Consider the following 21,742-nt stretch of genomic DNA (forward strand, 5'->3'; position numbering starts at 1 on the left):
CAGCGTGGCCGGATAGACAACCCTCTGACAATTACCGGTCGCACCTGTCCATGCTGTTCCGTGATAAGTCATAGATTGAAGCGAGGACTACCGCTCAACCCTGCAATAAACGATATTGGTAACAACGAAAGCGCAGCTGACTCCCAGATGCGTTTCGCCGGAGTGGTCCCAGCAACGCACGCTTTTATGTAAGTCACAACGTAATGGTTCGAAGCCTTCCAAACTCATTTAATAAGGAATGTTAATCATGTCAAAGAAAGTGTTAATTACTGGCGCCACCGGCGACACGGGTCGTGCAGCGGTTCGCGAGTCAATCGCGCTCGGTCTCAATGTACGTGCGATGGTGCGGCGCAGGGATGCCCGGTCGGAGGCCCTCGAAGCGCTGGGCGCTGAGGTGGTGGTTGGCGATCTGCTCGAGATCAACACCATCCGCGATGCCATGAAGGATGTTGACGCCGCCTACCTGGTGTGGCCCGTTCAGCCCGGCCTGATCAACGCAACGGTGAACTTCGCGCAAGCGGCCAGGGAGAGCGGCGTGAAGACGGTCATCAACCTCTCGCAGCGTTCGGCCAACCGTGAGTCGAGCAGCGATTCCTGCCGCGACACGTACATTGCTGAGGAAGTACTCAACTGGTCGGGCCTGGACGTCATTCACCTTCGTCCTACTTACTTCCTGGAGTGGCTGCTTTATCCGTGGCAACTGCCTTATCTGCAGCAAGGGGTCCTGCGCATGCCGGTTGGCAAAGGCCGTCACTCGCCGATTGCCGCTGACGATCAAGGCCGGGTTATCGCTGCATTGCTGAAGAACCCGGAAGCGCATATTGGCACCACGATCCCGCTCTCGGGCCCGGTCGAAATGGACCACGAGCAAATGGCGGCTGAATTGTCCGAAGCGCTCGGCCGCAAGATCGTCTTCCAGGATTTGCCTATCGACGAATACTGCAACTCGATCGAGGCAATGGGCGTGCCGGCGTACATCGTTCAGCATCTCAGCGGCGCAATGGCTGACTACCAGCACGGCCATATGTCCGGCGCGGATAACAACGTCGAAAAGCTGACCGGCCATAGATCGATGACCGTCGGTGAATTTGCACGCCTTCATGCCGACAAGCTCAACGGCGCATGACATTCGCGGAGTACGGCTCGCTTGCACAGCACCGGAACCGCCCTCACCACTTATCAAACCCAAAAGGACATCATCATGAAAGTTGCTCATTCCGTCGCACTCGTCACAGGTGCAAATCGCGGCATTGGCCGCGTATTCGTCGAAGAACTGCTCAAGCGGGGGGCTTCAAAGGTGTACGTCGCGGCACGAGATACCACCTCGCTCAAAGATATTCTCAAGAATGGCGACCGCCGCCTGGTTCCCATGCCGCTCGACGTCACCGACCCTGATCAGGTCGCCGCAGCGGCAGTGATTGCGTCGGACGTGACGCTCCTGATCAACAACGCCGGCTACGCCGCGTTCGAAGGCGCCATCTCCGCATCCGACATCGACAACGCACGCCGTGAAATGGACGTCAATTATTTTGGCACCCTGGCTTTGACCCGCGCGTTCGCCCCGGTACTCGCCAAGACGGGCGGCGGCTCATTGATCAACATGCTGTCGATGCTGTCGCTTATCAGTCTGCCGGTGGCGGCAACCTACTCGGCATCCAAGGCTGCGAGCCTGTCGCTCACCCGCAGCGTGCGCGCTGAACTGGGCGCACAGGGCACGCAGGTGGTCGGCGTCCTCGCGGTTCAGACGGACACTGAAATGGGCGCGAAGCTGCCTGAGCCTCGCATGACGCCGCAGGAGGTCGTCACTGAAGCGCTGGACGCCATCGAAACCGGCATCAACGACGAGATCGTCGCCGGTGATCAAACGCGCGTCATTCACGCGGCGTTCACCGCTGACCCGAAGGGTTTGCAGGCGAAGATGTCCACCCGGCTGCCGCAACGCGCCTGACCCATTTCCCTATTTTTCAAGTTAAATTACAGAGGTGAATCATGGACTTCCTGGAAACGCTCGCCAGCCGCAATGCCGAATTCGCAGAAACCGGCTTTAACGCGGATTTGAAAATGTTGCCGTCGCGCCGCACGATGATCATTGGTTGCGTCGATCCGCGCGTCGATCCGATGGACATATTGAAGCTGGAACCCGGCGAAGCGGCCATCATCCGCAACGTGGGCGGACGCGTGAATCCGGCGCTGTTCGAAACGATGGCGATTCTTGGTACGGTATCGCGAGCGGCGGGAGAAGCAGTCGGCCCTGGCTGGAATTTGGTCGTGCTTCAGCATACTGATTGTGGAATCAACGGTTGCTACCATCACGCGCCAAAGTTGCTGGCGAAGTACATGGGCGTCGCCGATGACAAGCTCGACGATCTCGCGATCACCGATCCGTACAAGGCGGTAGCAATCGACGTAGCGGCACTCAAAGCCAACCCGAATCTGCCGGGCGCGTTTACGGTGACGGGTATCGTCTATGACGTGAAGACGGGCCTTGTAGAGACAGTCGTTCCGCCCACGGTGCTGCGGCCTGAACTGGATCAAGGCCATTTGACTTGAGCCGATTCCTGCCACCCGTGTTCAACAAACGCTACACCGTTGACTGAGGTTCTGACGCAACGCAGTCAGGAGGTGGCCCCTTTGCAAACGGGGCGCACAGCGCTTGGACAAGGTTGCGCCTGCAGACGCGCCGCGTTGCCGGAGAACGGTCGCTCACGTTGTCCGCGCTGACTTACTATTCGCGTTTGGCTTCCGATCAGGACTGCTCCGACGTCACGACGGGCGTCGCGCCGGCTGATGGATCGGGCGTTAGCATATGTTCCTCGCGCAGGCGCGCGGCGATCGCCAAGCCCATTTTCTCTGCATTCTTGTCGATACCGCCGACGAAGATGTCCAAGCCCGCTATAACGACGGCGCTGATCTGTTCCCGATAGAACGTTTTCATCTCTACGCGCGTGTTGGGCCGGGAAGGGTCGTGTTCGTTGGGAACGATTGACGCATTGACGTCGGAGATTGCGAGCTGCCAAACGGCTTCGGCGTCACCGCGCGAGGTTGTCGTAACGCGTGTGGCTTTGACAACCATGATTTGCGTTGCAAGAGACGACAGAATCGTTTTGGGCAAAGCGCGTGCATCTGCCTCTGAGTCGATCTGCAATAGCGTCACCGGGATCGAACCTGCGTTAGCCCTGAGCGTGCTGCCAAGGGAGTTCGCAAAGTGATTACCCTCACGCTTGCGCGACGCCTCACCGAACAGGGAATCGTCCACGACGATCAGTAAGCTACGCACACGCGTAGGCTCCTGTCGCCCATTCGCGGTCGTACGCACCACAGGGCCGCTCGCGCAGCCCGCGATGATCGATGCGGCACAGAGCATCGCCATTCCGGCTCTTCGTCTCATGGAGATTCCAGGTTCGCGTTTTCGACAATCGCCACGCATGCAAAGCCCGACGAGACACAGTGGTCAACATGGTTATCGGCAGGAACAACCGGAAGCTTAAGTGACACGTTTGGGTAACGAATTCGCGTCATAAATCTGGCAAGTCCAACGAATTCAATTCCGCGTCATCTGGCGCGTGATGCAGCGTTCGGTTGCGACCACGTTAAAGTCACCTGCAGGGACGTTAATCGAAGGGCCGCCGCCAAATCCGCGCAGCGCATGTCTCATTTCGCGACACGTACGGCAGCGGCCGCTCGAACAAGCGTCCGATTCTGCGACAGTGGGCCGAATTCCGAAGCCGGCCCGGGTGCTTAACAATCCAATTAAATCCTGTTGTCTGTCAGGCACCAAGGCCTTGTCTGGGCGGAGTGCGCGTCACCGGCATGGACATTGCATAAACGAAACCAATAAAAACGCGTTGGAAGAACCGGCGAGCCTGCTTGCGGCATCGAAGGCCGGCAAGTTCCCATGCAAGCCGTCGTGCCGTTCACCAGGAGACGAAACGTGAAAGCTGCAGTGCTGCATGAGTACGATGAATCATTGAGCCGTGACGAGTTCGTGCGTTACGAGGAGGTCGCTGATCCGAAGATCGGGCGGCCCACCGACGTGATCGTGCGCATTGGCGGCGCGGGTGTCTGCCGCACGGATTTGCATGTTGTCGAAGGCATCTGGCGCAGCAAGGTGGACGTGGTCTTGCCCTACATCATGGGCCACGAAAACGCCGGCTGGGTCGAGGCAGTGGGCTCTGCTGTCGAGAGCGTCAAGGTGGGCGACGCTGTGATCTGCCATCCGCTCGTGACGAGTGGCTATTGCCTGACGTGCCGCCGCGGCGACGACATGCATGCAACCGATAGCAGCTTCCCGGGCATCAATGCCAATGGCGGTTATGCCGAATATATACTCACGGGCGAACGCTCGCTGATCAAGTTGCCGAAATCGTTGGCGCCCAAGGACGTCGCGCCTTATACCGATGCCGGATTGACCGCCTATCGGGCTGCCAAGAAGGCGTCTCGTCACTTGCTACCGGGCCAGTTCGCGGTTGTGATTGGCGCCGGTGGCCTGGGGCACATTGGCATTCAGGTATTGAAGGCTCTTTGCGCGGCGGAAATCATCGTGGTCGACCGCTCGGAAACCGCGTTGCAACTTGCCAAGGAATGCGGCGCGGACCATACCGTCAAGGGCGGCGACGACGAAGTGCAAAGCGTGCTTGCGTTGACCGGTGGTAACGGTGCGGAAGCCGTGATCGATTTCGTCGGCGAAGGTGACGCGGTCGCCAAAGGCCTAGCCATGACGCGCAACGGCGGGTTCTATTACATCGTCGGCTATGGCGGGAAAATCGAGTTGCCGACCATCGACATGATCACCAGTGAGAAAACCATTGTCGGCAATCTGGTCGGCACTTACCCCGAGCTGGTCGAGCTGATGGCGCTGGCCGATCGCGGGTTGGTTCATCTGGCGACGAAGGAATACCGCTTGAGCGAGGCGAACCAGGCGCTCAAGGACCTGCATCACGGCAAGATCAGGGGCCGCGCGGTACTGATTCCATAGCGATGGATCCGACCAGGAGGGCGCCGTGGCGCCGCAGCAAAATCCAATGCCGATTCCCGAACGCGTGCGCCTGGTCATTGCACTGACCGAGGTAAATTCCCGCTATTTGCGCGGCGAAAACCGTTGCGCCGGAGCCGAGATCGAGTTGGCGTGTGCGCTGGCCTGCGAGAAGCGCGACGGCGCCACGCCGGAGCGGACACAGGACATTGTGCAATTGCGGGCGCGGCTGAACGCATCGGAAAACGAGTTGCTGGCTATTGAAGCCGAGCGTGACTGGCTTGAGAACGCGCTGGCAAATTTCGACACCGTTGAGTCTGGCAAAAAGCCCGGAGCTTTTCAATGAATCGAATTCCGGTCACGGTTCTTACCGGGTTTCTTGGCGCAGGCAAAACCACGCTGCTTAATCGCATATTGCGCGAGCAACATGGCCGGCGATATGCAGTGATCGTCAATGAATACGGCGAACTCGGCATCGACGGGGGGCTGGTGGTGGGCGCTGAAGACGAGGTGATCGAGCTCAATAACGGCTGCGTATGCTGCAAGGTGCGCGGCGACCTGATCCGAGTGGTGTCGGGACTGATCAAGCGCAAGGGTGGCTTCGACGGCATCCTGATCGAGATGTCCGGATTGGCGGACCCCGCGCCGGTGGTTCAGACGTTCTTTGTCGACGATCTCATCCGGCAGCGCACGCGGCTCGATAGCGTCATCTGCGTGGCCGACGCGCTGCATCTCCGAGGATGCCTGGCTGACAGTCGTGAGGCTGCGGAGCAACTGGCGCAGGCGGACATCGTACTCCTTAACAAAACTGATCTTGTCGATGCGAGTGGTCTGGCTTCGGTAGAAGGGGCCATTCGAGGCATCAATCCCACCGCGGAGTTGTTGCACAGTGTCCGCTGCGTGGTGCCGCTCGCTGCGCTGCTCGATCGAGGCGCGTTCGATCTCAAGCGCCTCCATCTTGCTACCTCGCCCGGAGATACAGACGAGTCGTTCTCTGATGAGCGACCCTTTCGCCATATATCGGTCAGTCCCGGGCGTCATAGCCATGGCATAGATTGCGTGTCGCTGCTAGTCGATAAGCCGCTGGAACGCAGCCGTTTTCTTTCGTGGCTGCAGCAACTGGTGGTCGAGCAAGGCCAGGATCTGTTGAGAGCCAAAGGGATCGTCTACCTGGCAGGATCGGACCGCCGTTTCGTGTTTCAAGGGGTACATATGACCATGGACACGGATTTCGACCGGCCGTGGCGAGCGGACGAAGTACGCGATAGCAGGCTGGTGTTTATCGGCCGCAATCTCGATCGTCGAGGATTGCGGGAGAGTATCGGATACTGCAAGACTGACTCATGAATGTGCCTCCACCCTTGATCGAAATGCTCGGGGCCCGATGGGTGACGGAGGCGCCCGTTGTCGCACTTGCGTGGGACGTTGACGGACGCCATGCGGGATTTGCGCTGGGTGACGGTACGGTAGCGCTCGCCACGGGTGAATGGCCTGGCGGCCCGAGGCTCAAGCCCCGGGAGGGCGGTGGAGTCGAGTTCGAGCAAGCACGGGAACCCCCGGCGCCGGTCGCCCGCTTCAGTGTGCATGAAGGAACCTGCCTCGCGCTTGCTGCTGATCCTGACGGAGGATTTCTCAGCGGTGGGGACGACGGACGTCTGGTCCACCTGAAGGCCGACGGCACGAGCGAGGTCTTGGTCGACGTCGACGGTGAGTGGATCGACCTCGTGGCAACGAGTGCGGCCGGACGGGCTTATGCAACCGGCCGCCGGGTTCACTGGCTGGGAGCGAAGCCGGCGAGTCTTCCCTTACCGGGCTCGGCAACCGCCCTTGCTTTCAATGCCGCGGGCGATCAGTTGGCGATCGCTCATCACGGCGGCGTCACGCTATGGCCGGTAGCCGCCCATGTTCCTCGCCTGCTTGCATGGCCTGGGTATCACCGCAGTGTTGCATGGAGTCCTGATGATCGCTATCTCGTGAGCGGCATGGAGGAGAACGCTCTGCATGGATGGCGGTTGCCGGACGGCGGCGACATCGAAATGGGCGGTTATCCCGGGCAACCCCGGTCGCTATCGTTTTCGGCGGACGGCCGTGTATTGGTCACGAGCGGCGGTCCGCGCGCGGTTTGCTGGCGATTCGACCCGCCCGGAGGTGACGAGCAGCCGAGAGAATGCGGCATTGCCGGCAAGACGCCGGTCACTCAAGTAGCTTGCCATCCCACGCATCCATTGATTGCCGTGGGTTACCACAATGGCGCGGTACTGCTGTGCCAGCCGGGCGGCACGCCGGGCGGCACAGATGTCCTGTTTGTCAAAGGGGCTGACGGTAGTCCTGTTAGCGCCATTGCCTGGTCACCCGATGGCGGACGGCTAGCAATGGGCACGGAAGCCGGTGAGATTGGCCTGGTGTCGTTGCCGGAGGCGCTATTTCATTTCGGAAGCCCATGATGAAAAGACGGGCAACATCCATTACACAACGAAGGAGACAACCATGAGCAATGAGCACCTTTCAAAGGACCAGTTCTTCGAGCGCCTGGGAGCGATTGGTGACGAAATGATCGAGGCGTACGGCAAAGACTTCGCGATGGGCGCTCTCGTGCTCGCGGCGCGATTCATCGCGGAAAGAAAGCCGAATGGTGAGGGCGCGCAGAGCGTGATCTATACGGGGGAGCAGCGTGGAGGCGTGGGGTTGTAGTCGGTCGTGTCGCCAAGTTCGTCGCTATCTTCATATAATTAGTTTGATATCCTGATTGATTAAAAATTATGCACGCCACTGCGTCGTCACTTGATGCCTTCTGAACGGTGACGAACCGTAGCCAGGATCGTCCCAATATCGGACAGATACGCAGAATGCGAATGTCGCATAACAAAACAGAATGCGGTGCCCACGTCTTTCGGAAACGAAGCCATGCGGAGCACAGCCATATGAGGCGGGACATGAGGCTCGTTGGCACGCTAATCGCTCTTGAGTACAGATCGAGACCCAAGTGTCGATGATCCGAAGTCCAAGAAAAACGACAGGAGGCATGGATCGTGAAGGTGGGAGCGGGACGCCAGTTTGTTCTACGTTCCCGCGCCACTTTTTGTTCGCGACCGTGACCACCGGCCTGTGTTGTTGATTGTTGACTCTGGCCGTGGCATCAACCGGCCCTGCCCGTAGTGCCGCCGTACGACAGTGAAATGTGACATACGACGGTGACTCATGAAATGGAAAAGGAGAGCTCAATGTCCGACGGATTAACCCTCAACAAGATCACGTCCCAGCGCGGGATCAGCATTGGCGAGGCGGCACGCCGCGTCGCCGATCTCGGCTGGACGCCCAGTTACGTTCAGGAAGCGATGACCTTCCCGACGGACTACAAGATCAGCAAGGCGCCACGCGACCCGATGAAACAGGTGCTGCGCTCCTATTTTCCGATGCAGGAGGAAAAGGATAACCGCGTCTATGGTGCGCTCGATGCGGCGTTGCGCGGCGACATGTTTCGCAACGTCCAGCCGCGTTGGGTCGAATGGATGAAGTTGTTCCTGGCGATCATTCCGTTCCCGGAAATCTCGGCAGCGCGGTCGATGGCGATGCTCGGCCGCCTCGCTCCTGGCGAAGAACTGCGCACCGGCTTCACGATGCAGATGGTGGACGAATTCCGGCACTCGACCATCCAGATGAACCTCAAGAAGTGGTACATGGAGAACTATATCGACCCGGCCGGGTTCGATATAACGGAGGCGGCGTTCGGCAAGTGCTACGCGACGACGATCGGCCGTCAGTTTGCCGAAGGGTTCCTGACGGGCGACGCCGTCACCGCCGCGAACGTGTTCCTGCAGGTGGTTGCTGAAACGGCATTCACGAACACCTTGTTCGTCGCCATGCCTTCAGAAGCCGCGCGCAACGGCGACTATGCGTTGCCGACCGTGTTCCTCTCGGTGCAGTCCGACGAAAGCCGGCATATTGGCAACGGCCATTCGCTGGTGATGTCGGTCATTAATGATCCGGACAATCATCTTTTGCTGGAGCGCGATCTTCGCTACGCCTTCTGGCAAAACCACGCCATTGTCGATGCGGCGATCGGCACGTTCATCGAGTACGGCACCACTGACCGCGACAAGAACAAGGAATCGTATGTCGAGTTGTGGCACCGGTGGATCTATGAGGATTACTACCGTACTTACATGCTCCCGCTGGAAAAATACGGCATCAAGATTCACCACGATGATGTTGGCGCGGCTTGGGATCGGCTCGTCAAGAAGAATTACGTTCACAAGGTCGCACAGTTCTTCTCCGTGGGCTGGCCGGTCAACTTCTGGCGTATCGAGGCGCAGACCGAAAAAGACTTCGAGTGGTTCGAACACAAATACCCGGGCTGGTACGCGGAATTCGGCGACTACTGGAAGTGGTACGCGAAGAAGAGCATACCGGGCGAAACCAACATGCTGTTTGACCAGGAGAACGGTTACGTGTACCCGCACCGCTGCTGGAGTTGTCTGGTGCCGTGCCTGATCCGGGAAGACTTCGTAGTGGATGAGGTGGAAGGGCAGCTTTACACCTATTGCTCGGAGTTATGCCGCTGGACCCACAAGGTAGCGTTCGCCTCCGAATACGAGGGGCGGCCGACGCCGGCCATGGGACGCTTCAGCGGACGCCGCGAATGGGAAGAGTGCTACCACGGCTGGGATCTGGCTGATTGCATCAAGGATCTTGGTTTCGTGCGCAGCGACGGCAAGACCCTGGTGCCGCAGCCGCATCTGCAGTTTGACGACAGGAACATGTGGACGCTCGACCATGTTCGCGGTCATACCATCCAGAGCCCAATCGTTCTGATAAGGGGCATGACGCCGGAGCAGCGCGAAAAGCACATCGCTGAATATCGAGCCGGCTTCAAGATTAACCCGGTGAATTGAAGCAGCGATGCCGTCCGGGAGTGATTGAGTAGGTGAATGAGCGAGTGCATTACTGCTCCCGGACGGATCAGGAGGACACGATGAGCAGCATGACCGATATGCAATGGAAGAGGGATGCCATGCCGGAAACAGTCGACTACCAGACAGTTCATATAGTGCGATTCGAGCCTGTCGGCGTCGAGATGGAGGTCGCGGAGGGCGAGACCGTGCTGGATGCCGCATTCCGCCAGGGCATCTCGGTGATGCACGGATGCAAGGAAGGGCAGTGCAGCAGCTGCAAGTCCTTGTTGATCGAAGGCGACGTCGAGTTGAAGAAGTACTCAACCTTCGCGCTGCCCGACTATGAGCGTGAGACGAATCACATCCTGCTGTGCCGGACGCTCGCATTTAGTGACCTCACGGTGGAACTGCTGAACTACGACGAAGACCTGATGCGCCGTTCCATTGCGGTGAAGGAGTTCGGGGCGACGCTGACAAAGATAACCGCGCTGACGCATGACATCAGGTTGCTCGAGGTGGAGCTGGACCAGCCGCTGCGGTTTTGGTCCGGCCAATATGTAGACCTGACCATTCCGGGGATGGACATCACGCGGTCGTTCTCCATGGCGAGCGTACCAAGCGAGCCAGGGGGGCAGACGAGCCTCGCGTTCATCATAAAGAAGTATCCCAATGGTGCGTTCTCTTCTCAGCTCGATGACGGCCTCAAGCCAGGGGACCGGTTGGTGGCGAAGGGACCGTACGGCACCTGCTTCCGGCGCGAGGAGCAACCGGGGCCAATCGTGCTGGTGGGCGGCGGTTCTGGAATGTCTCCCCTCTGGTCGATCCTCAACGATCTTGTCCAGAGCGGCGAGCAAAGGCCGGTGCGTTTCTTCTACGGCGCGCGTACCCGTCGCGACTTGTTCTATCTCGACGACTTCGCCGCACTGACGGAGAAACTACCGGACTTCCGCTTTATCCCCGCGCTTTCACACGCTGAAGCAGGCGATGAGTGGACCGGCGAGACTGGCTTCATTCACGAGGTGCTCGGACGGACCTTGCGCGAGGAAAAGCTGGCCGGCGAGATCGATGCCTATACGTGTGGCCCGACACCAATGATCGACGCGGTAATGCCGGTGCTGCAAATGGCCGGCGTTTCACCCGAGCGGCTTTATTTCGACAAGTTCACTCAGGCCGTCCGCTGACCGGACCTTGGCCAGCTGCAGACCCGAAGTTCCGTTTAACCGAAAGACGAAGGAGGATCGACATGAGCACCACGATAGAGCAACCGGCGCCGCTTGCATCAGGCGCGGCCGGTTCGGCCCAGTTCGCTGGCTGGGACAGTCGTAAGTACAACTACTTCGAGCCCAAGGGGCGCAAGGCATCGCACTATGAGGACATGACCGTCGACGTTCAGCCGGACCCGAAGCGCTACCTGCTGCAGGACTGGATCATCTCGTTTGCCGATGGCACGCCGACCTATTCGGAAACATGGACCGCCGCCAAATGCACGGACTGGCACAAGTTCCGCGCGGTCGATGAGGAATGGGAGCGCACCCACTACCAGCGCCAGTCGACGATCATCGGCATGATCAGCAGCGCTATCAGCAATGCCCGGCGCTCGGGCGCGGTGAAGCGTTTCGACAAGACGTGGCTCAAGGTGCTGGAACAGCACCTTGGCGCATACAAGCACGCAGAGTTTGGCCTGGGTACCGCGACCATGCACGCGCAGCGCTATGGCGTGACGCAGATGATCAACAGCGCCATCCTCACGAATGCATCGTACAAGCTGCGTTTCGCGCAGGACTTGACGCTGTACTTGGGAGAAATTGCGCTGGATGCGTCGAATCTCGATCTCGACGCTGGCAAGACTCACTGGCTGAACGACCCGATCTGGCAGGAGACGCGCCGGGCAGTGGAGGCTATCGGGGGCGCAACCGACTTCCTTGAAAAGTACTTCGCGGTGAACGTGGTGTTCGAGCCGCTTGTGGCCGACCTGTTCCGCAGCGGTTTCATCATGCAGATGGCCGCATCGCAAAACGACTTCCTGACGCCGACCGTAGTTTCTGCGGCCGAGGGCGACTATGAACGCAACCTGGCCAACGCGGTGGAGCTATTTCACATGCTTGCCAACGACCCGAAGCATGGCGACGCCAACCGGAAACTGTTCGGCGAGTGGCTGGAAAAGCACGGTGCCCTCGCGGCTGAGGCGGCGAAGCACCTCCAACCGATCTGGTCAATTCCCCATGTCAAGGTGGTGCAGTTCAACGACAGCCTGAACAGTTCGATAGAGCGCGCCGAGATGATTGCTCGCGAGATCGGCATTCATTTTCCATTGACGATCAGAGCCTGAGAGATTCTTAATTAGCACGACCTAACCGGGAAGAGGAGTACACGATGTCAGTGCATACCGACAACATCTTCAAGTCGATGAAGGACGTTCGTTTCGAGCAGACCATTTCTCATCAGTGCGGCGTCACCATGAACGATAGTGTCGAGGCGCGCGCCATTGCGGAGTTGATGGCGCAAAAACCCGGCATCACGGTGACCTATCTTCCCGCGATGATTCGCATAGACGGGCAGGGGAAGATCGAGTTCAAGATGAGCGAGATCAGCGAATCGCTTGGCCGCGAAATGACCCCGCATCTGTTCGAAATATCCACTTCGACCCATTACGGGCGGATGGTGATGATAGACGACAACACCGTCGTGCTGTTCGGCAACATGGACGACGCCATGGCTTACGAGTGACGATCTGCCCCCCACCGCACCTCGCGACTGACTTTGGATGACATGAAGCCGGTCGCTTTTCGCACACCCATGGAGACAATGTCATGTATCGAACCACGGACGGTGAAGAGATCTTCATTATCGACGGGCACGTTCATCTTTGGGACGGCAGCAAGGCCAACCTCAAGAATGTGCACGGCCAGCAGTTCATCGATTGCTTCTATGCCTATCATTCGAACCTGAGTCCCAAGGAATATTTGTGGCCCAAGGAAAAGTTCGACAAGTACGGTGAAGAAGCCATGTACGAGGACCTGTTCGTCACAGGTTATGACGATATGGCGATCTGTCAGCCGACGTATCTGACAGACTTCTACAAGAATGGCTTCAACACGACCGAGTCCAATTATGTGTTGAAGGGGAAGTACCCGAACCGGTTTATCGTCAACGGCGCGTTCGACCCTCGCGACGGCGAGGCCGGGCTCGATCGCCTGGACGAGTTGTCGGAGAAATACAAGATCCAGGGTGTCAAGCTCTATACCGCCGAATGGCGCGGTGACAGCAAGGGTTACAAGCTGTCGGACCCGGGTGTACAGAGATACTTCGAACGCTGCGAGAAGCTGGGTATCAAGAACATCCACGTCCACAAGGGCCCGACCATCCTGCCGCTGAACCGCGATGCTTTCGATGTTGCCGACGTCGACGACGCAGCGACGAGCTTCCAGAACCTGAACTTCATTGTCGAGCACTGCGGCTTGCCGCGCCTGGACGACTTCTGCTGGATCGCGACCCAGGAAACCAACGTGTATGGCGGCCTTGCGGTGGTGCTGCCATTCATTCACACGCGGCCGGAGTATTTCGCCCATGTGATTTCGGAGCTGCTTTTCTGGATCGGCGAAGACAAGATCCTGTACGGCAGCGACTACGGTATCTGGTCGCCGAAGTGGCTGATCGAAAAGTTCATGGCGTTTGAATTGCCTGAATCCGTGAGCAAGGAAACCGGCGTTCAACTTACGATGACCGCGAAGAAAAAAATCCTTGGTCTCAACGCAGCGCGGTTGTATGGGATCGATATAGACGCGCAGAAGAAACTGCTGGCTGACACGCGTCAGACGGCTACGGTATGACCATCATGGCAGCCGTTGCTACGGGTGAGCGAACCGCGGAGGTATGGGCGCGGCTCGAGTCCGTGATCGATCCCGAACTCGACGAATCGGTGACGGAACTGGGTTTTGTCACCGGCGTAGAGGTCGATTCCGGCGGTCACGTGCGGGTCGATTTTCGATTGCCGACCTACTGGTGCGCCGCCAATTTTGCGTTCCTGATGGCCGACGACATGCGTATTGCCGTCGCGGCCTTGCCGTGGGTCGAGAAGGTCACGGTGGGCCTCGGCGAGCACATGTATGCCGACGAGATCAATCGCGGGGTCGCTGCCGGGCTGTCGTTCCAGGCTACTTTCGGTAGTGAAGCAAGCGGTGAACTGGAGGAAGTTCGCCGGACCTTCATGGTCAAGGCCTTCCAGCGAAGGCAGGAAGCGCTGCTGACCTATCTGCTCGATCAAGGGCATGAATCAGTGGCGCTGCTGCGGCTAACCGTCGTGGAACTTGCCGCGCTGCCTTGCGACACCGCGGGTCATCGCCTGATCGTTCGCTACCTGGAGCGACGCCCGGTCATAGGGTCGGGGGAAGGCGAACTGGCCTTTGTAGACCAGGATGGCGCATTGCTCGATGCCGGCCAGATCCACGCTTACTTACGCGCTTTGCGACGGGTTGGCGTCAACGCTGAATTTAACAGCGCACTGTGCCGCGGTTTGCTGGCTACCCGATATGGCGCGGGATGCGCACCGCAAGTGGAGGTAAAGCCGGTGCATTTCGTTCGTTCTGTCGGCGTGGCGAGATCAACTTAAAATGATTTGTTATCCGAATTAATGATAAAAGGAGACACGCAATCATGCCGAATATCATGTTGCATGACGATGAGGCCCGCATGGCGCTCGGCCGCGGCGTGGCCAAGCTCGCGAAGGCTGTACGTGGCACGCTTGGGCCCCGCGGGATGAATGCGATCATCGACCGGCCGATCGGCACGCCGATCATTTCCCGCGACGGCGTGAGTATCGCCAACGAGATCGAACTGGAAGACGTGTTCGAAAACATCGGTGCGCAGGTCGTCAGGGAGGTATCGAAGCAGACCAATGAAGTCGCCGGCGACGGTACGACGACAGCGACGGTCCTGGCCGATGCACTCGTGCAGGACGGCCTTGCCTGTCTCGCGGAAGGGGCTAACCCGGTTGAGCTGGTCCAGGGCCTTGAGGCCGCTGTCACTGAGGTCATTGCGGCGCTCAAGCGCACGGCAACGCCGCTGCGCGGTAGCGAGGAGGTGCGTGCGGTTGCCATCGTGGCTGCGAATGACGAGGTAACGGGCGCGATGGTGGCCGAAGCGCTGGAGCGAGTTGGTCCCGACGGTATCGTCGACGTGGAGTATGGAACGACGGTCGAAACGCGCCTGGAAGTGGTCGACGGCATGGCCTTCGATCGTGGCTACCTGTCTCATCACATGGTGACGGACCTCGAAAGAATGCAGGTGGTACTCGATAACCCGCTCATCCTGATGACCGACCAGCGGCTGCAGTCGGTGGAAGAGGTGGTCGCCATCCAGGCGCTCATAGCAAAGAGCAAACGCCCGCTGTTGATCATTGCCGAAGAGGTTGCGCCCGCCTGCGTGGTGAGCCTGCTCGCCTGGCGAGACAACGGCGGGGTCGCCGTGGCGGCCATCCATCCGCCTGAATACGGGCATTGGCGCAAGGCGATGCTCGAGGATATTGCCATTGTCACGGGAGGCCGGGTGGTCGCCCGCGACCTGGGCGGAAAACTCGAGACCACGGAACTGCGAGACCTCGGCAGCGCCCGGCAAGTACGCATTTCCGCCAACCAGACCATCATCACGGCCGGAGGCGGCGATCCGGTCGGCATTGCCGCGCGTCGCCAGCAGGTGGCACGCCAGTACGAGATGGCGCCGGAGAATGTTGAGCGGGACAAGTATCAGGTCCGCCTCGCCAAGCTATCGGGGGGCACCGCAATGATCCTGGCCGGCGGCGCCACGCCGGTCGAACAGAAACGCCGCCTTCATTTGATCGAGGATGCGATCAACGCGGCGCGCGCGGCCATTGCCGAGGGTGTCGTTCCGGGAGGAGGGATGGCGTTGCTGCGGGTGTCCTCTGAACTTGAGGGGATCGTTTCACGCACCCAGGGGAGTGTCCAGCAGGGTGCAAGACTGCTGCAGCGGGCGCTGATGAAACCGTTGTTTCATATCGCGACGAACTGCGGCCTGAACGGCGACGCGATCGTGGCCGAGGCGGTGCGATCAAGACCGGGCATGGGACTCGACGCGCGCACGGGCGCCTTCGTGAATCTGGTGGAGGCAGGCATCATCGATCCGGTCAAGGTCAGCTACAGCGCGGTGCGCAATGCGGCGTCGGTTGCTGGATTGATCCTGACAACCCAGACCCTGATTGCCAAGAAGCCGGAGACGATCGATCCCACGGCCGGCCCTGCGCTTGGCGGGGGCGCTGAATTGTTTGGCCGAAAATAATCGTGCTGTAAACGGTCACCGTGAGGTGACCGTTTACAAAAAAATATAATTATTTCGTAATCCAAAGTTAATAGTGCTGTTTATTTTGGAGTAGTCCGGAAAACGTGCTTTGCCAGATTACTCGCTTCCCGCTTGCCCTGGCTTACAACGCATCAGGTCTGCTTTACGTGAATACCTGGCTGGACTGGCCACGCTGTGTAATAGCGGGCTATTACGTCGATAAACCTTGAGTCATTTCCGCTTGAAATTGCGCTGCAACGGCCCAGACTATGCCTACGATGTGTCTTGTCAAAGAATAGTTAGTCATGTTGGACGGGGCGTGTTTTCCCGAGCGGACCTGATCAAAAGCTAGGCATATACTAGTCCGTGGTGTTGCTGCCAGCTTACGGAATTGAATAGCGAGAAGCGCCAGCCGCAACGCCAGAAAAGCGAGTCGCGACGAAGCCTGCCTTAGAGAGGTTTCGCGCTGACCAATCGCATCGGAGGAGACTTGTGGCGAGACACCAAATTGAGCGTGCATCAGGTCCTGGCGGTCAGGCGGTGATGCATGGCCTGATGGCACAGGCGCAACGCGCCGACGTCCTCCACTCTGACCGCGACACCATGCGCGCATGGGAACGTTTCCTGGCGGGCGAGTCAGCGGTATCGGTTCCTTCAGCGCTGATTGCATCGTGGCAACGTAGTCTGGAGTCTGGCGTTAGTCCTTCTGCAAGCCTCGCACCATTCGCGGTGCATGGCGACGCTATTGAGGCGTTGCGTTGGCGTCATCGGGAGTTGCTGGCGGCCTCCGATCGTCTTTTCGCCGCGACCGCGGATCTCTTCGCGGATTCCCATTCCATGCTGCTGCTGACGAACCAGGATGGGGTGATCCTCAAGGCGGCAGGGGACCTGCGCACGTTGACGGCCGGCGAAAAGATCCACTTGACGACTGGCGGCGACTGGCGTGAAGCGATGGCTGGCACCAACGGTATCGGCACCGCGCTCGCGACCGGCGAGCCGACCTATATTCACGGCTCAGAACACTTCTGCGAAGGGATCAAGTCCTGGAGTTGCGCGGCGGCGCCGATTTGCGAACCCGGAACCGGTGCGATCATAGGTGTACTCGATATCTCCGGGCCGCCTTCGACTTATCAGATCAATAACCTGACATTGGCGATTACGGCAGCGCGACAAATAGAAATGGTGCTGGCCGAACAGTCCGCGCGCCAGCATATGCGGCTATTGGCTTTTTGCTTGCAACGACTCTCATCGTCCGACGCAGCGGGAATGATTGCGATCGACCGGCGCGGCCGCCTCGTACACACGACAGGCAGGGTAGCGCTTCCCGTCGGCATAGGAGAGCGGTTCCCCGGGATGAATGAGAACTCCGCTGTGGAGGACTGGGCGCGGCACCTGCCCCACGGCTTGCGCGCCGAATGGTTCAGCCCGGTCGTGGTGGAAGGCAGCACGATCGGCGCAATGCTCGTTGTTCCCGCGATCCGGTCGCGACCTTCGGGCAAGCGGACAGTTGAGCGCATCAATGCGCTTGGGAATGCAACGGGTAATGAGCCTAGAAGCGAGGCCGGAAGCGAGGCCGGAAGCGAGGCCGACCCGCAACGCAACTGTTTCGCCCAGATACTCGGGCAGAGCGCTGTCATGCTCGCCGCCGTCAATCGAGGTCGCCAGCTTGCGCGCAGGCGTGTACCGGTGTTGATCGAGGGCGAGACCGGGGTCGGCAAGGAACTGTTCGCGCGTGCAATTCACGGAGAGGAGCGAGGAGGCGGAGCTTTCGTCGCGTACAACTGCGGGGCGGCGTCGAAGGAGCTGATCGGCAGCGAATTATTCGGTCACGTGCACGGCGCGTTCACGGGAGCGACTGCAGAGGGACGACCCGGCCGCTTCGAACTCGCGCACGGCGGCACCCTGTGTCTGGACGAAATTGGCGAGTTGCCGCTCGAATTACAACCTGTCCTCCTGCGCGCGCTTGAGGAGGGCGTTGTCTATCGATTAGGCGACACGCGGCCACGGCACGTCGATGTGCGCTTGCTGGCGATGACCAATCGTAATTTGCACGACGAAGTAAAATCCGGGCGGTTCCGGGGTGATCTGTATTACCGCATCAGCGTCACCCGAATACGGATCCCTCCGCTGCGCGAGCGGGATATCGACATCGATCTCCTGGTCGAGCATTTCAACCGGCGACTTGCGCTTCGCCACGCGGTTCCGCTAAGGCGGCTGAACCCCGAAGTCATGGCCGTGCTGCGCGCTTATTCCTGGCCGGGCAACGTCAGGGAGATGCGAAACATCATTGAGAACTTATTGTTGACGTCGCGCGAAGAAGAGGTGGGACTCGACGAATTGCCCGCGGAACTGCTCGCCGAAACAGAAACTGTCAGCACGGCGGAGCCCGTGCCGCTTCGGTCAAGCAGTCTGGAAGAAACGGAGCGCGCAGCCATTGCTCGAGCGGTATATGGCGCTCATGGCAATCTTGCCCAGGCTGCCCGTTCACTTGGCGTTTCTCGCAGCACGTTGTATAGAAAGCTGGAGATCTATCAACTGGAAAGCATTGTCAAACCGGCTATGGAATGACGGCTCCCGAGTTGAAAAACGGGTGGCAAGCGGATCGTCGACGGCTATCGGCGGGATTGAAAACTACAATCGAGAAGCCCGTTTCACCTGCTAGATTTAAATGGGACTGTGCAGCTTCGCGCAACTGCATGGCGAGTCAATCGAGACGACCTATATTACAACGCGCACCCCCAATACAGGCTTGCAAGGAGGCTCAGATGTCGCAACTGAAGGGTTCGAAGACTGAAGAAAATCTGAAAGCAGCGTTCGCTGGCGAATCTCAGGCGAATCGTCGTTATCTATATTTTGCGGGCAAGGCGGATGTCGAGGGTCAGAACGATGTCGCAGCGCTATTCCGCTCGACTGCAGAAGGTGAAACCGGTCATGCTCATGGCCACCTCGAATATCTGGAAGCGGTGGGAGACCCCGCCACCGGCTTGCCGTTCGGCTCGTCGCGTCTGAACCTGCAGGCGGCGGTTGCCGGCGAAACGCACGAATACACTGACATGTACCCCGGTATGGCGAAGACGGCGCGCGAAGAAGGTTTCGATGAAATCGCCAACTGGTTCGAAACGCTCGCAAAGGCCGAGCGTAGCCACGCAAATCGCTACACCAAAGCGCTCGATGCGCTAGTCGACTAACGGGAGGCGCGCCGGCGGGTGCGCCGGTGTCCCCGGCGCCCCTGCTACACATTGCGCTTGAGGATATAGCGGGTATGCGGCATCGATTCGCAGGCGCTCGCTCGTGCCAACGCGATGCGTAGGGCGTGGCGCCATAGGTCCTCATCGCCAAGGTATTCATCTGGCGCCCAGGCATAAAAGTAGAAAATCACAACAGGAGCATGGCGTCATGCCCCACAAAGAAGGCAGTCTCGAAGCACCCACCCGGCATCCGCTCGACTGGCTCTCGGACGGGTTCTACGATCAGGAGGCACTCGATCAGGAACTGGCGCGCGTCTTTGATATCTGTGCGGGATGCCGGCGTTGTGTGTCGTTGTGCGGTGCCTTTCCCACGCTGTTCGACCTGGTCGATGCAACCGATACGGGCGAAGCACACGAAGTCGACAAACAAGAATTCGGCAAGGTGGTCGACCAGTGTTACCTGTGCGACCTGTGCTACATGACGAAATGTCCCTACGTGCCTCCGCATCCGTGGAATGTCGATTTTCCGCATTTGATGCTGCGCGCCAAAGCGGTCGACTACAAGCGTGGTGACGTGAAGCTGCGCGACAAGTTTCTATCGAATACGGATGCGCTCGGTCATTTAGCGGGGATTCCTGTCATTACGCAAACGGTGAATGCGGTCAATCACACGGCAGCAGCGCGCGGTCTGATGGAAAAGGCGCTCGGCGTCGACAAGGACGCGTGGTTGCCTGATTTCGCAGCGCGTAAATTCCGCAGCGCAGCAAAAAAATCGAGCGTGTCGCAGGTCGTCAATGGCAAACGTACGCCGGGGAAGGTCGCGATTTACGCCACGTGTTACGTGAATTTCAACGAACCCGGCATTGGCCACGATCTGCTAGCGGTGCTCGCTCACAATGAAGTGCATTACGAACTTGTTGCGAGTGAAGCATGTTGTGGCATGCCGCTGCTTGAGCAGGGCAACCTGCAGGGCGTCGCGGACAAAAAAGAAAAGAACCTGCCGGTGCTCGCGAAATATGCGCGCGAGGGTTATGCGATCATCGGTGCGATTCCGAGTTGCGTGCTGATGTATAAGCACGAACTGCCGCTGATGTTTCCCGACGATGCCGACGTGCGCGCGGTCAGCGAAGCCTTCTGGGACCCTTTTGAGTATTTTGTAACGCGTCATAGGGATGGACTCCTGAAGACTGACTTCAAGACTGGGTTGGGAAAGGTGTCGTATCACGTGCCGTGCCACGCACGGGTGCAGAACATTGGACGCAAGACCGCAGAGACGCTGGCGCTGGTGCCAGATACGCAGGTGAACGTAGTTGAACGCTGTTCCGGGCATGCCGGTACGTTCGGCGTGAAAAAGGAGTTTCATCGCACGGCGATGCAGATTGGCACGCCGGTATTCAAGGCGATGGCGCAGTCGCAGCCCGACTACATTTCGTCGGATTGCGCGCTGGCCGGCCATCATATTGAACAGGGGCTTGATGAAAACGGCTTGCCGAAGGCGGCGCTTGCGCATCCGCTGACGCTGTTGCGCAAGGCCTACGGTCTCTGATATTCCGCACTCCAAGGACATCCGATGAGCATCACTCGCCATTCGCTGTTGTCGCTCGAAAACTATTCGAAGTCACGCATTACGATGCGCAATCAGGTGATTGAGCACAAGAAAGAGCGCACCGTTGCGCTCGGTAATCACGTCACGTTTCTGTTTGAAGACGAGCTGACAATCCGCTATCAGATCCAGGAAATGCTTCACATCGAGAAGATCTTCGAAGATGAGGGTATTCAGGCCGAACTGGATGCTTACCTGCCGCTCGTGCCGGATGGCAGCAATCTGAAGGCGACGATGCAAATCGAATATTCGAACGAAATCGAGCGGCATGCTGCGTTGGCGCGGCTGATTGGCATTGAGGATCGTGTGTTTGTTCAGGTAGCGGGTGAGTTGCCGGTGTATGCCATTGCCGATGAGGATCTCGAACGCGAGAATGCTGAGAAGACTTCAGCGGTGCATTTTGTCAGGTTTGAATTTACGGCCGCGATGAAGGCGCGTTTGCGCGATGGGGCGGCGTTGCAGATTGGATGTGATCATCGGAATTATTTGGTGCCTATGCGGACGATTGAATCCCCGGCGCGGGAATCGCTGCTGAAGGATTTGACATGAACGGGGAGGGTCGTTCGCACTCGGGGAGGGAGTGGTTTGGGGTGCTAGGTTTCTGGTGTTAGCGGTCGGGGTGTGTGCTGGGTTGGTGCTTTCGGTGTTAGTGGTCTGCGTGGGTCGGATTTTCTCTTTATCACTGTTAGCCACTGTGCGTGGCGGCACGTCATTTCCTGGTCCTTAGCGACAAAGAAACGAAGCAAAGAAAACGCTTTTAACCACGCTACCCTAAGTGTCCACAGCGTGCAGTTTT

Annotated in this window: 20 protein-coding genes; 19 read left to right on the forward strand and 1 reads right to left on the reverse strand. The window is 58.8% G+C overall.

Annotated elements, in window-relative coordinates; translation table 11 throughout:
• Nucleotides 1–247 precede the first annotated feature (247 nt).
• The 3 genes from GSQ93_RS06325 (at nt 248) to GSQ93_RS06335 (ending at nt 2,550) form a co-directional block, all read left to right on the forward strand.
• Entirely contained in the window at nt 248–1,126 is an 879-nt protein-coding gene (locus GSQ93_RS06325; protein WP_158934773.1) for an NAD(P)H-binding protein, read from the forward strand.
• Between the two features lie 75 nt (nt 1,127–1,201).
• The gene (locus tag GSQ93_RS06330; RefSeq protein WP_158934774.1) at nt 1,202–1,948 is read left to right on the forward strand and encodes an SDR family oxidoreductase; all 747 of its coding nucleotides are present in this window, start codon (nt 1,202–1,204) and stop codon (nt 1,946–1,948) included.
• Nucleotides 1,949–1,989: 41 nt separating this feature from the next.
• Entirely contained in the window at nt 1,990–2,550 is a 561-nt protein-coding gene (locus GSQ93_RS06335) for a carbonic anhydrase (RefSeq protein WP_158934775.1), read from the forward strand.
• 196 nt (nt 2,551–2,746) lie between these two features.
• Here GSQ93_RS06335 and GSQ93_RS06340 read toward each other — a convergent pair whose 3' ends face one another.
• Entirely contained in the window at nt 2,747–3,388 is a 642-nt protein-coding gene (locus tag GSQ93_RS06340) for a hypothetical protein (protein ID WP_158934776.1), read from the reverse strand.
• A gap of 543 nt (nt 3,389–3,931) precedes the next feature.
• Here GSQ93_RS06340 and GSQ93_RS06345 point away from each other — a divergent pair.
• The 16 genes from GSQ93_RS06345 to GSQ93_RS06420 all read left to right on the forward strand — a co-directional run bounded on the left by GSQ93_RS06345 (nt 3,932) and on the right by GSQ93_RS06420 (nt 21,495).
• Nucleotides 3,932–4,975 carry an NAD(P)-dependent alcohol dehydrogenase gene (locus tag GSQ93_RS06345; protein ID WP_158934777.1) on the forward strand — a complete coding sequence of 348 codons (1,044 nt, stop codon included), beginning with the start codon at nt 3,932–3,934 and terminating at the stop codon, nt 4,973–4,975.
• Nucleotides 4,976–5,000: 25 nt separating this feature from the next.
• Nucleotides 5,001–5,318 carry a hypothetical protein gene (locus GSQ93_RS06350; protein WP_254073777.1) on the forward strand — a complete coding sequence of 106 codons (318 nt, stop codon included), beginning with the start codon at nt 5,001–5,003 and terminating at the stop codon, nt 5,316–5,318.
• Nucleotides 5,315–6,319, forward strand: a complete 1,005-nt coding sequence (locus tag GSQ93_RS06355) for a GTP-binding protein (protein ID WP_158934778.1) — start codon at nt 5,315–5,317, stop codon at nt 6,317–6,319. Before GSQ93_RS06350 ends, GSQ93_RS06355 begins: the two co-directional genes overlap by 4 nt.
• Complete coding sequence (locus GSQ93_RS06360) at nt 6,316–7,416, forward strand: WD40 repeat domain-containing protein (protein WP_158934779.1); 1,101 nt, start codon at nt 6,316–6,318, stop codon at nt 7,414–7,416. The genes GSQ93_RS06355 and GSQ93_RS06360 overlap by 4 nt, the downstream gene beginning before the upstream one ends.
• A gap of 43 nt (nt 7,417–7,459) precedes the next feature.
• Nucleotides 7,460–7,663 (forward strand): hypothetical protein, encoded by a 204-nt coding sequence (locus GSQ93_RS06365; protein ID WP_158934780.1) that lies wholly within the window; start codon nt 7,460–7,462, stop codon nt 7,661–7,663.
• Nucleotides 7,664–8,193: 530 nt separating this feature from the next.
• Nucleotides 8,194–9,864 carry an aromatic/alkene/methane monooxygenase hydroxylase/oxygenase subunit alpha gene (locus GSQ93_RS06370; protein ID WP_158934781.1) on the forward strand — a complete coding sequence of 557 codons (1,671 nt, stop codon included), beginning with the start codon at nt 8,194–8,196 and terminating at the stop codon, nt 9,862–9,864.
• 119 nt (nt 9,865–9,983) lie between these two features.
• Nucleotides 9,984–11,045 carry an FAD-binding oxidoreductase gene (locus tag GSQ93_RS06375; protein WP_254073796.1) on the forward strand — a complete coding sequence of 354 codons (1,062 nt, stop codon included), beginning with the start codon at nt 9,984–9,986 and terminating at the stop codon, nt 11,043–11,045.
• 62 nt (nt 11,046–11,107) lie between these two features.
• Nucleotides 11,108–12,193 carry a toluene hydroxylase gene (locus GSQ93_RS06380; protein WP_158934782.1) on the forward strand — a complete coding sequence of 362 codons (1,086 nt, stop codon included), beginning with the start codon at nt 11,108–11,110 and terminating at the stop codon, nt 12,191–12,193.
• A gap of 44 nt (nt 12,194–12,237) precedes the next feature.
• Nucleotides 12,238–12,591, forward strand: coding sequence for an MmoB/DmpM family protein (locus GSQ93_RS06385; RefSeq protein ID WP_158934783.1), 354 nt, complete (start codon nt 12,238–12,240; stop codon nt 12,589–12,591).
• A gap of 83 nt (nt 12,592–12,674) precedes the next feature.
• On the forward strand, nt 12,675–13,694 hold the full coding sequence (locus GSQ93_RS06390; RefSeq protein ID WP_158934784.1) for an amidohydrolase family protein: 1,020 nt from the start codon (nt 12,675–12,677) through the stop codon (nt 13,692–13,694).
• Complete coding sequence (locus GSQ93_RS06395) at nt 13,691–14,473, forward strand: metal-sulfur cluster assembly factor (RefSeq protein ID WP_158934785.1); 783 nt, start codon at nt 13,691–13,693, stop codon at nt 14,471–14,473. The genes GSQ93_RS06390 and GSQ93_RS06395 overlap by 4 nt, the downstream gene beginning before the upstream one ends.
• 44 nt (nt 14,474–14,517) lie before the next feature.
• Nucleotides 14,518–16,155 carry a molecular chaperone GroEL gene (locus GSQ93_RS06400; RefSeq protein ID WP_158934786.1) on the forward strand — a complete coding sequence of 546 codons (1,638 nt, stop codon included), beginning with the start codon at nt 14,518–14,520 and terminating at the stop codon, nt 16,153–16,155.
• Between the two features lie 492 nt (nt 16,156–16,647).
• The gene (locus GSQ93_RS06405) at nt 16,648–18,723 is read left to right on the forward strand and encodes a sigma-54-dependent Fis family transcriptional regulator (protein WP_367889737.1); all 2,076 of its coding nucleotides are present in this window, start codon (nt 16,648–16,650) and stop codon (nt 18,721–18,723) included.
• A 197-nt stretch (nt 18,724–18,920) separates the two neighbouring features.
• Nucleotides 18,921–19,343: a rubrerythrin family protein gene (locus GSQ93_RS06410; protein ID WP_047897154.1), complete on the forward strand. Its 423-nt coding sequence runs from the start codon at nt 18,921–18,923 to the stop codon at nt 19,341–19,343.
• A gap of 208 nt (nt 19,344–19,551) precedes the next feature.
• Nucleotides 19,552–20,889 (forward strand): heterodisulfide reductase-related iron-sulfur binding cluster, encoded by a 1,338-nt coding sequence (locus GSQ93_RS06415; protein ID WP_158934787.1) that lies wholly within the window; start codon nt 19,552–19,554, stop codon nt 20,887–20,889.
• A gap of 24 nt (nt 20,890–20,913) precedes the next feature.
• On the forward strand, nt 20,914–21,495 hold the full coding sequence (locus GSQ93_RS06420; protein ID WP_158934788.1) for a DUF3501 family protein: 582 nt from the start codon (nt 20,914–20,916) through the stop codon (nt 21,493–21,495).
• Nucleotides 21,496–21,742: the final 247 nt, after the last annotated feature.

This window comes from Burkholderia sp. S171, assembly GCF_009766085.1.
Classification (GTDB): domain Bacteria; phylum Pseudomonadota; class Gammaproteobacteria; order Burkholderiales; family Burkholderiaceae; genus Caballeronia.

Coding starts and splice junctions, on each gene's coding strand:
- GSQ93_RS06395 (WP_158934785.1), top strand. CDS start 13,691: ATGACCATCATGGCAGCCGTTGCTACGGGTGAGCGAACCGCGGAGGTA.
- GSQ93_RS06340 (WP_158934776.1), bottom strand. CDS start 3,388: ATGAGACGAAGAGCCGGAATGGCGATGCTCTGTGCCGCATCGATCATC.
- GSQ93_RS06360 (WP_158934779.1), top strand. CDS start 6,316: ATGAATGTGCCTCCACCCTTGATCGAAATGCTCGGGGCCCGATGGGTG.
- GSQ93_RS06385 (WP_158934783.1), top strand. CDS start 12,238: ATGTCAGTGCATACCGACAACATCTTCAAGTCGATGAAGGACGTTCGT.
- GSQ93_RS06330 (WP_158934774.1), top strand. CDS start 1,202: ATGAAAGTTGCTCATTCCGTCGCACTCGTCACAGGTGCAAATCGCGGC.
- GSQ93_RS06415 (WP_158934787.1), top strand. CDS start 19,552: ATGCCCCACAAAGAAGGCAGTCTCGAAGCACCCACCCGGCATCCGCTC.
- GSQ93_RS06390 (WP_158934784.1), top strand. CDS start 12,675: ATGTATCGAACCACGGACGGTGAAGAGATCTTCATTATCGACGGGCAC.
- GSQ93_RS06355 (WP_158934778.1), top strand. CDS start 5,315: ATGAATCGAATTCCGGTCACGGTTCTTACCGGGTTTCTTGGCGCAGGC.
- GSQ93_RS06325 (WP_158934773.1), top strand. CDS start 248: ATGTCAAAGAAAGTGTTAATTACTGGCGCCACCGGCGACACGGGTCGT.
- GSQ93_RS06335 (WP_158934775.1), top strand. CDS start 1,990: ATGGACTTCCTGGAAACGCTCGCCAGCCGCAATGCCGAATTCGCAGAA.
- GSQ93_RS06375 (WP_254073796.1), top strand. CDS start 9,984: ATGCCGGAAACAGTCGACTACCAGACAGTTCATATAGTGCGATTCGAG.
- GSQ93_RS06365 (WP_158934780.1), top strand. CDS start 7,460: ATGAGCAATGAGCACCTTTCAAAGGACCAGTTCTTCGAGCGCCTGGGA.
- GSQ93_RS06370 (WP_158934781.1), top strand. CDS start 8,194: ATGTCCGACGGATTAACCCTCAACAAGATCACGTCCCAGCGCGGGATC.
- GSQ93_RS06410 (WP_047897154.1), top strand. CDS start 18,921: ATGTCGCAACTGAAGGGTTCGAAGACTGAAGAAAATCTGAAAGCAGCG.
- GSQ93_RS06420 (WP_158934788.1), top strand. CDS start 20,914: ATGAGCATCACTCGCCATTCGCTGTTGTCGCTCGAAAACTATTCGAAG.
- GSQ93_RS06400 (WP_158934786.1), top strand. CDS start 14,518: ATGCCGAATATCATGTTGCATGACGATGAGGCCCGCATGGCGCTCGGC.
- GSQ93_RS06380 (WP_158934782.1), top strand. CDS start 11,108: ATGAGCACCACGATAGAGCAACCGGCGCCGCTTGCATCAGGCGCGGCC.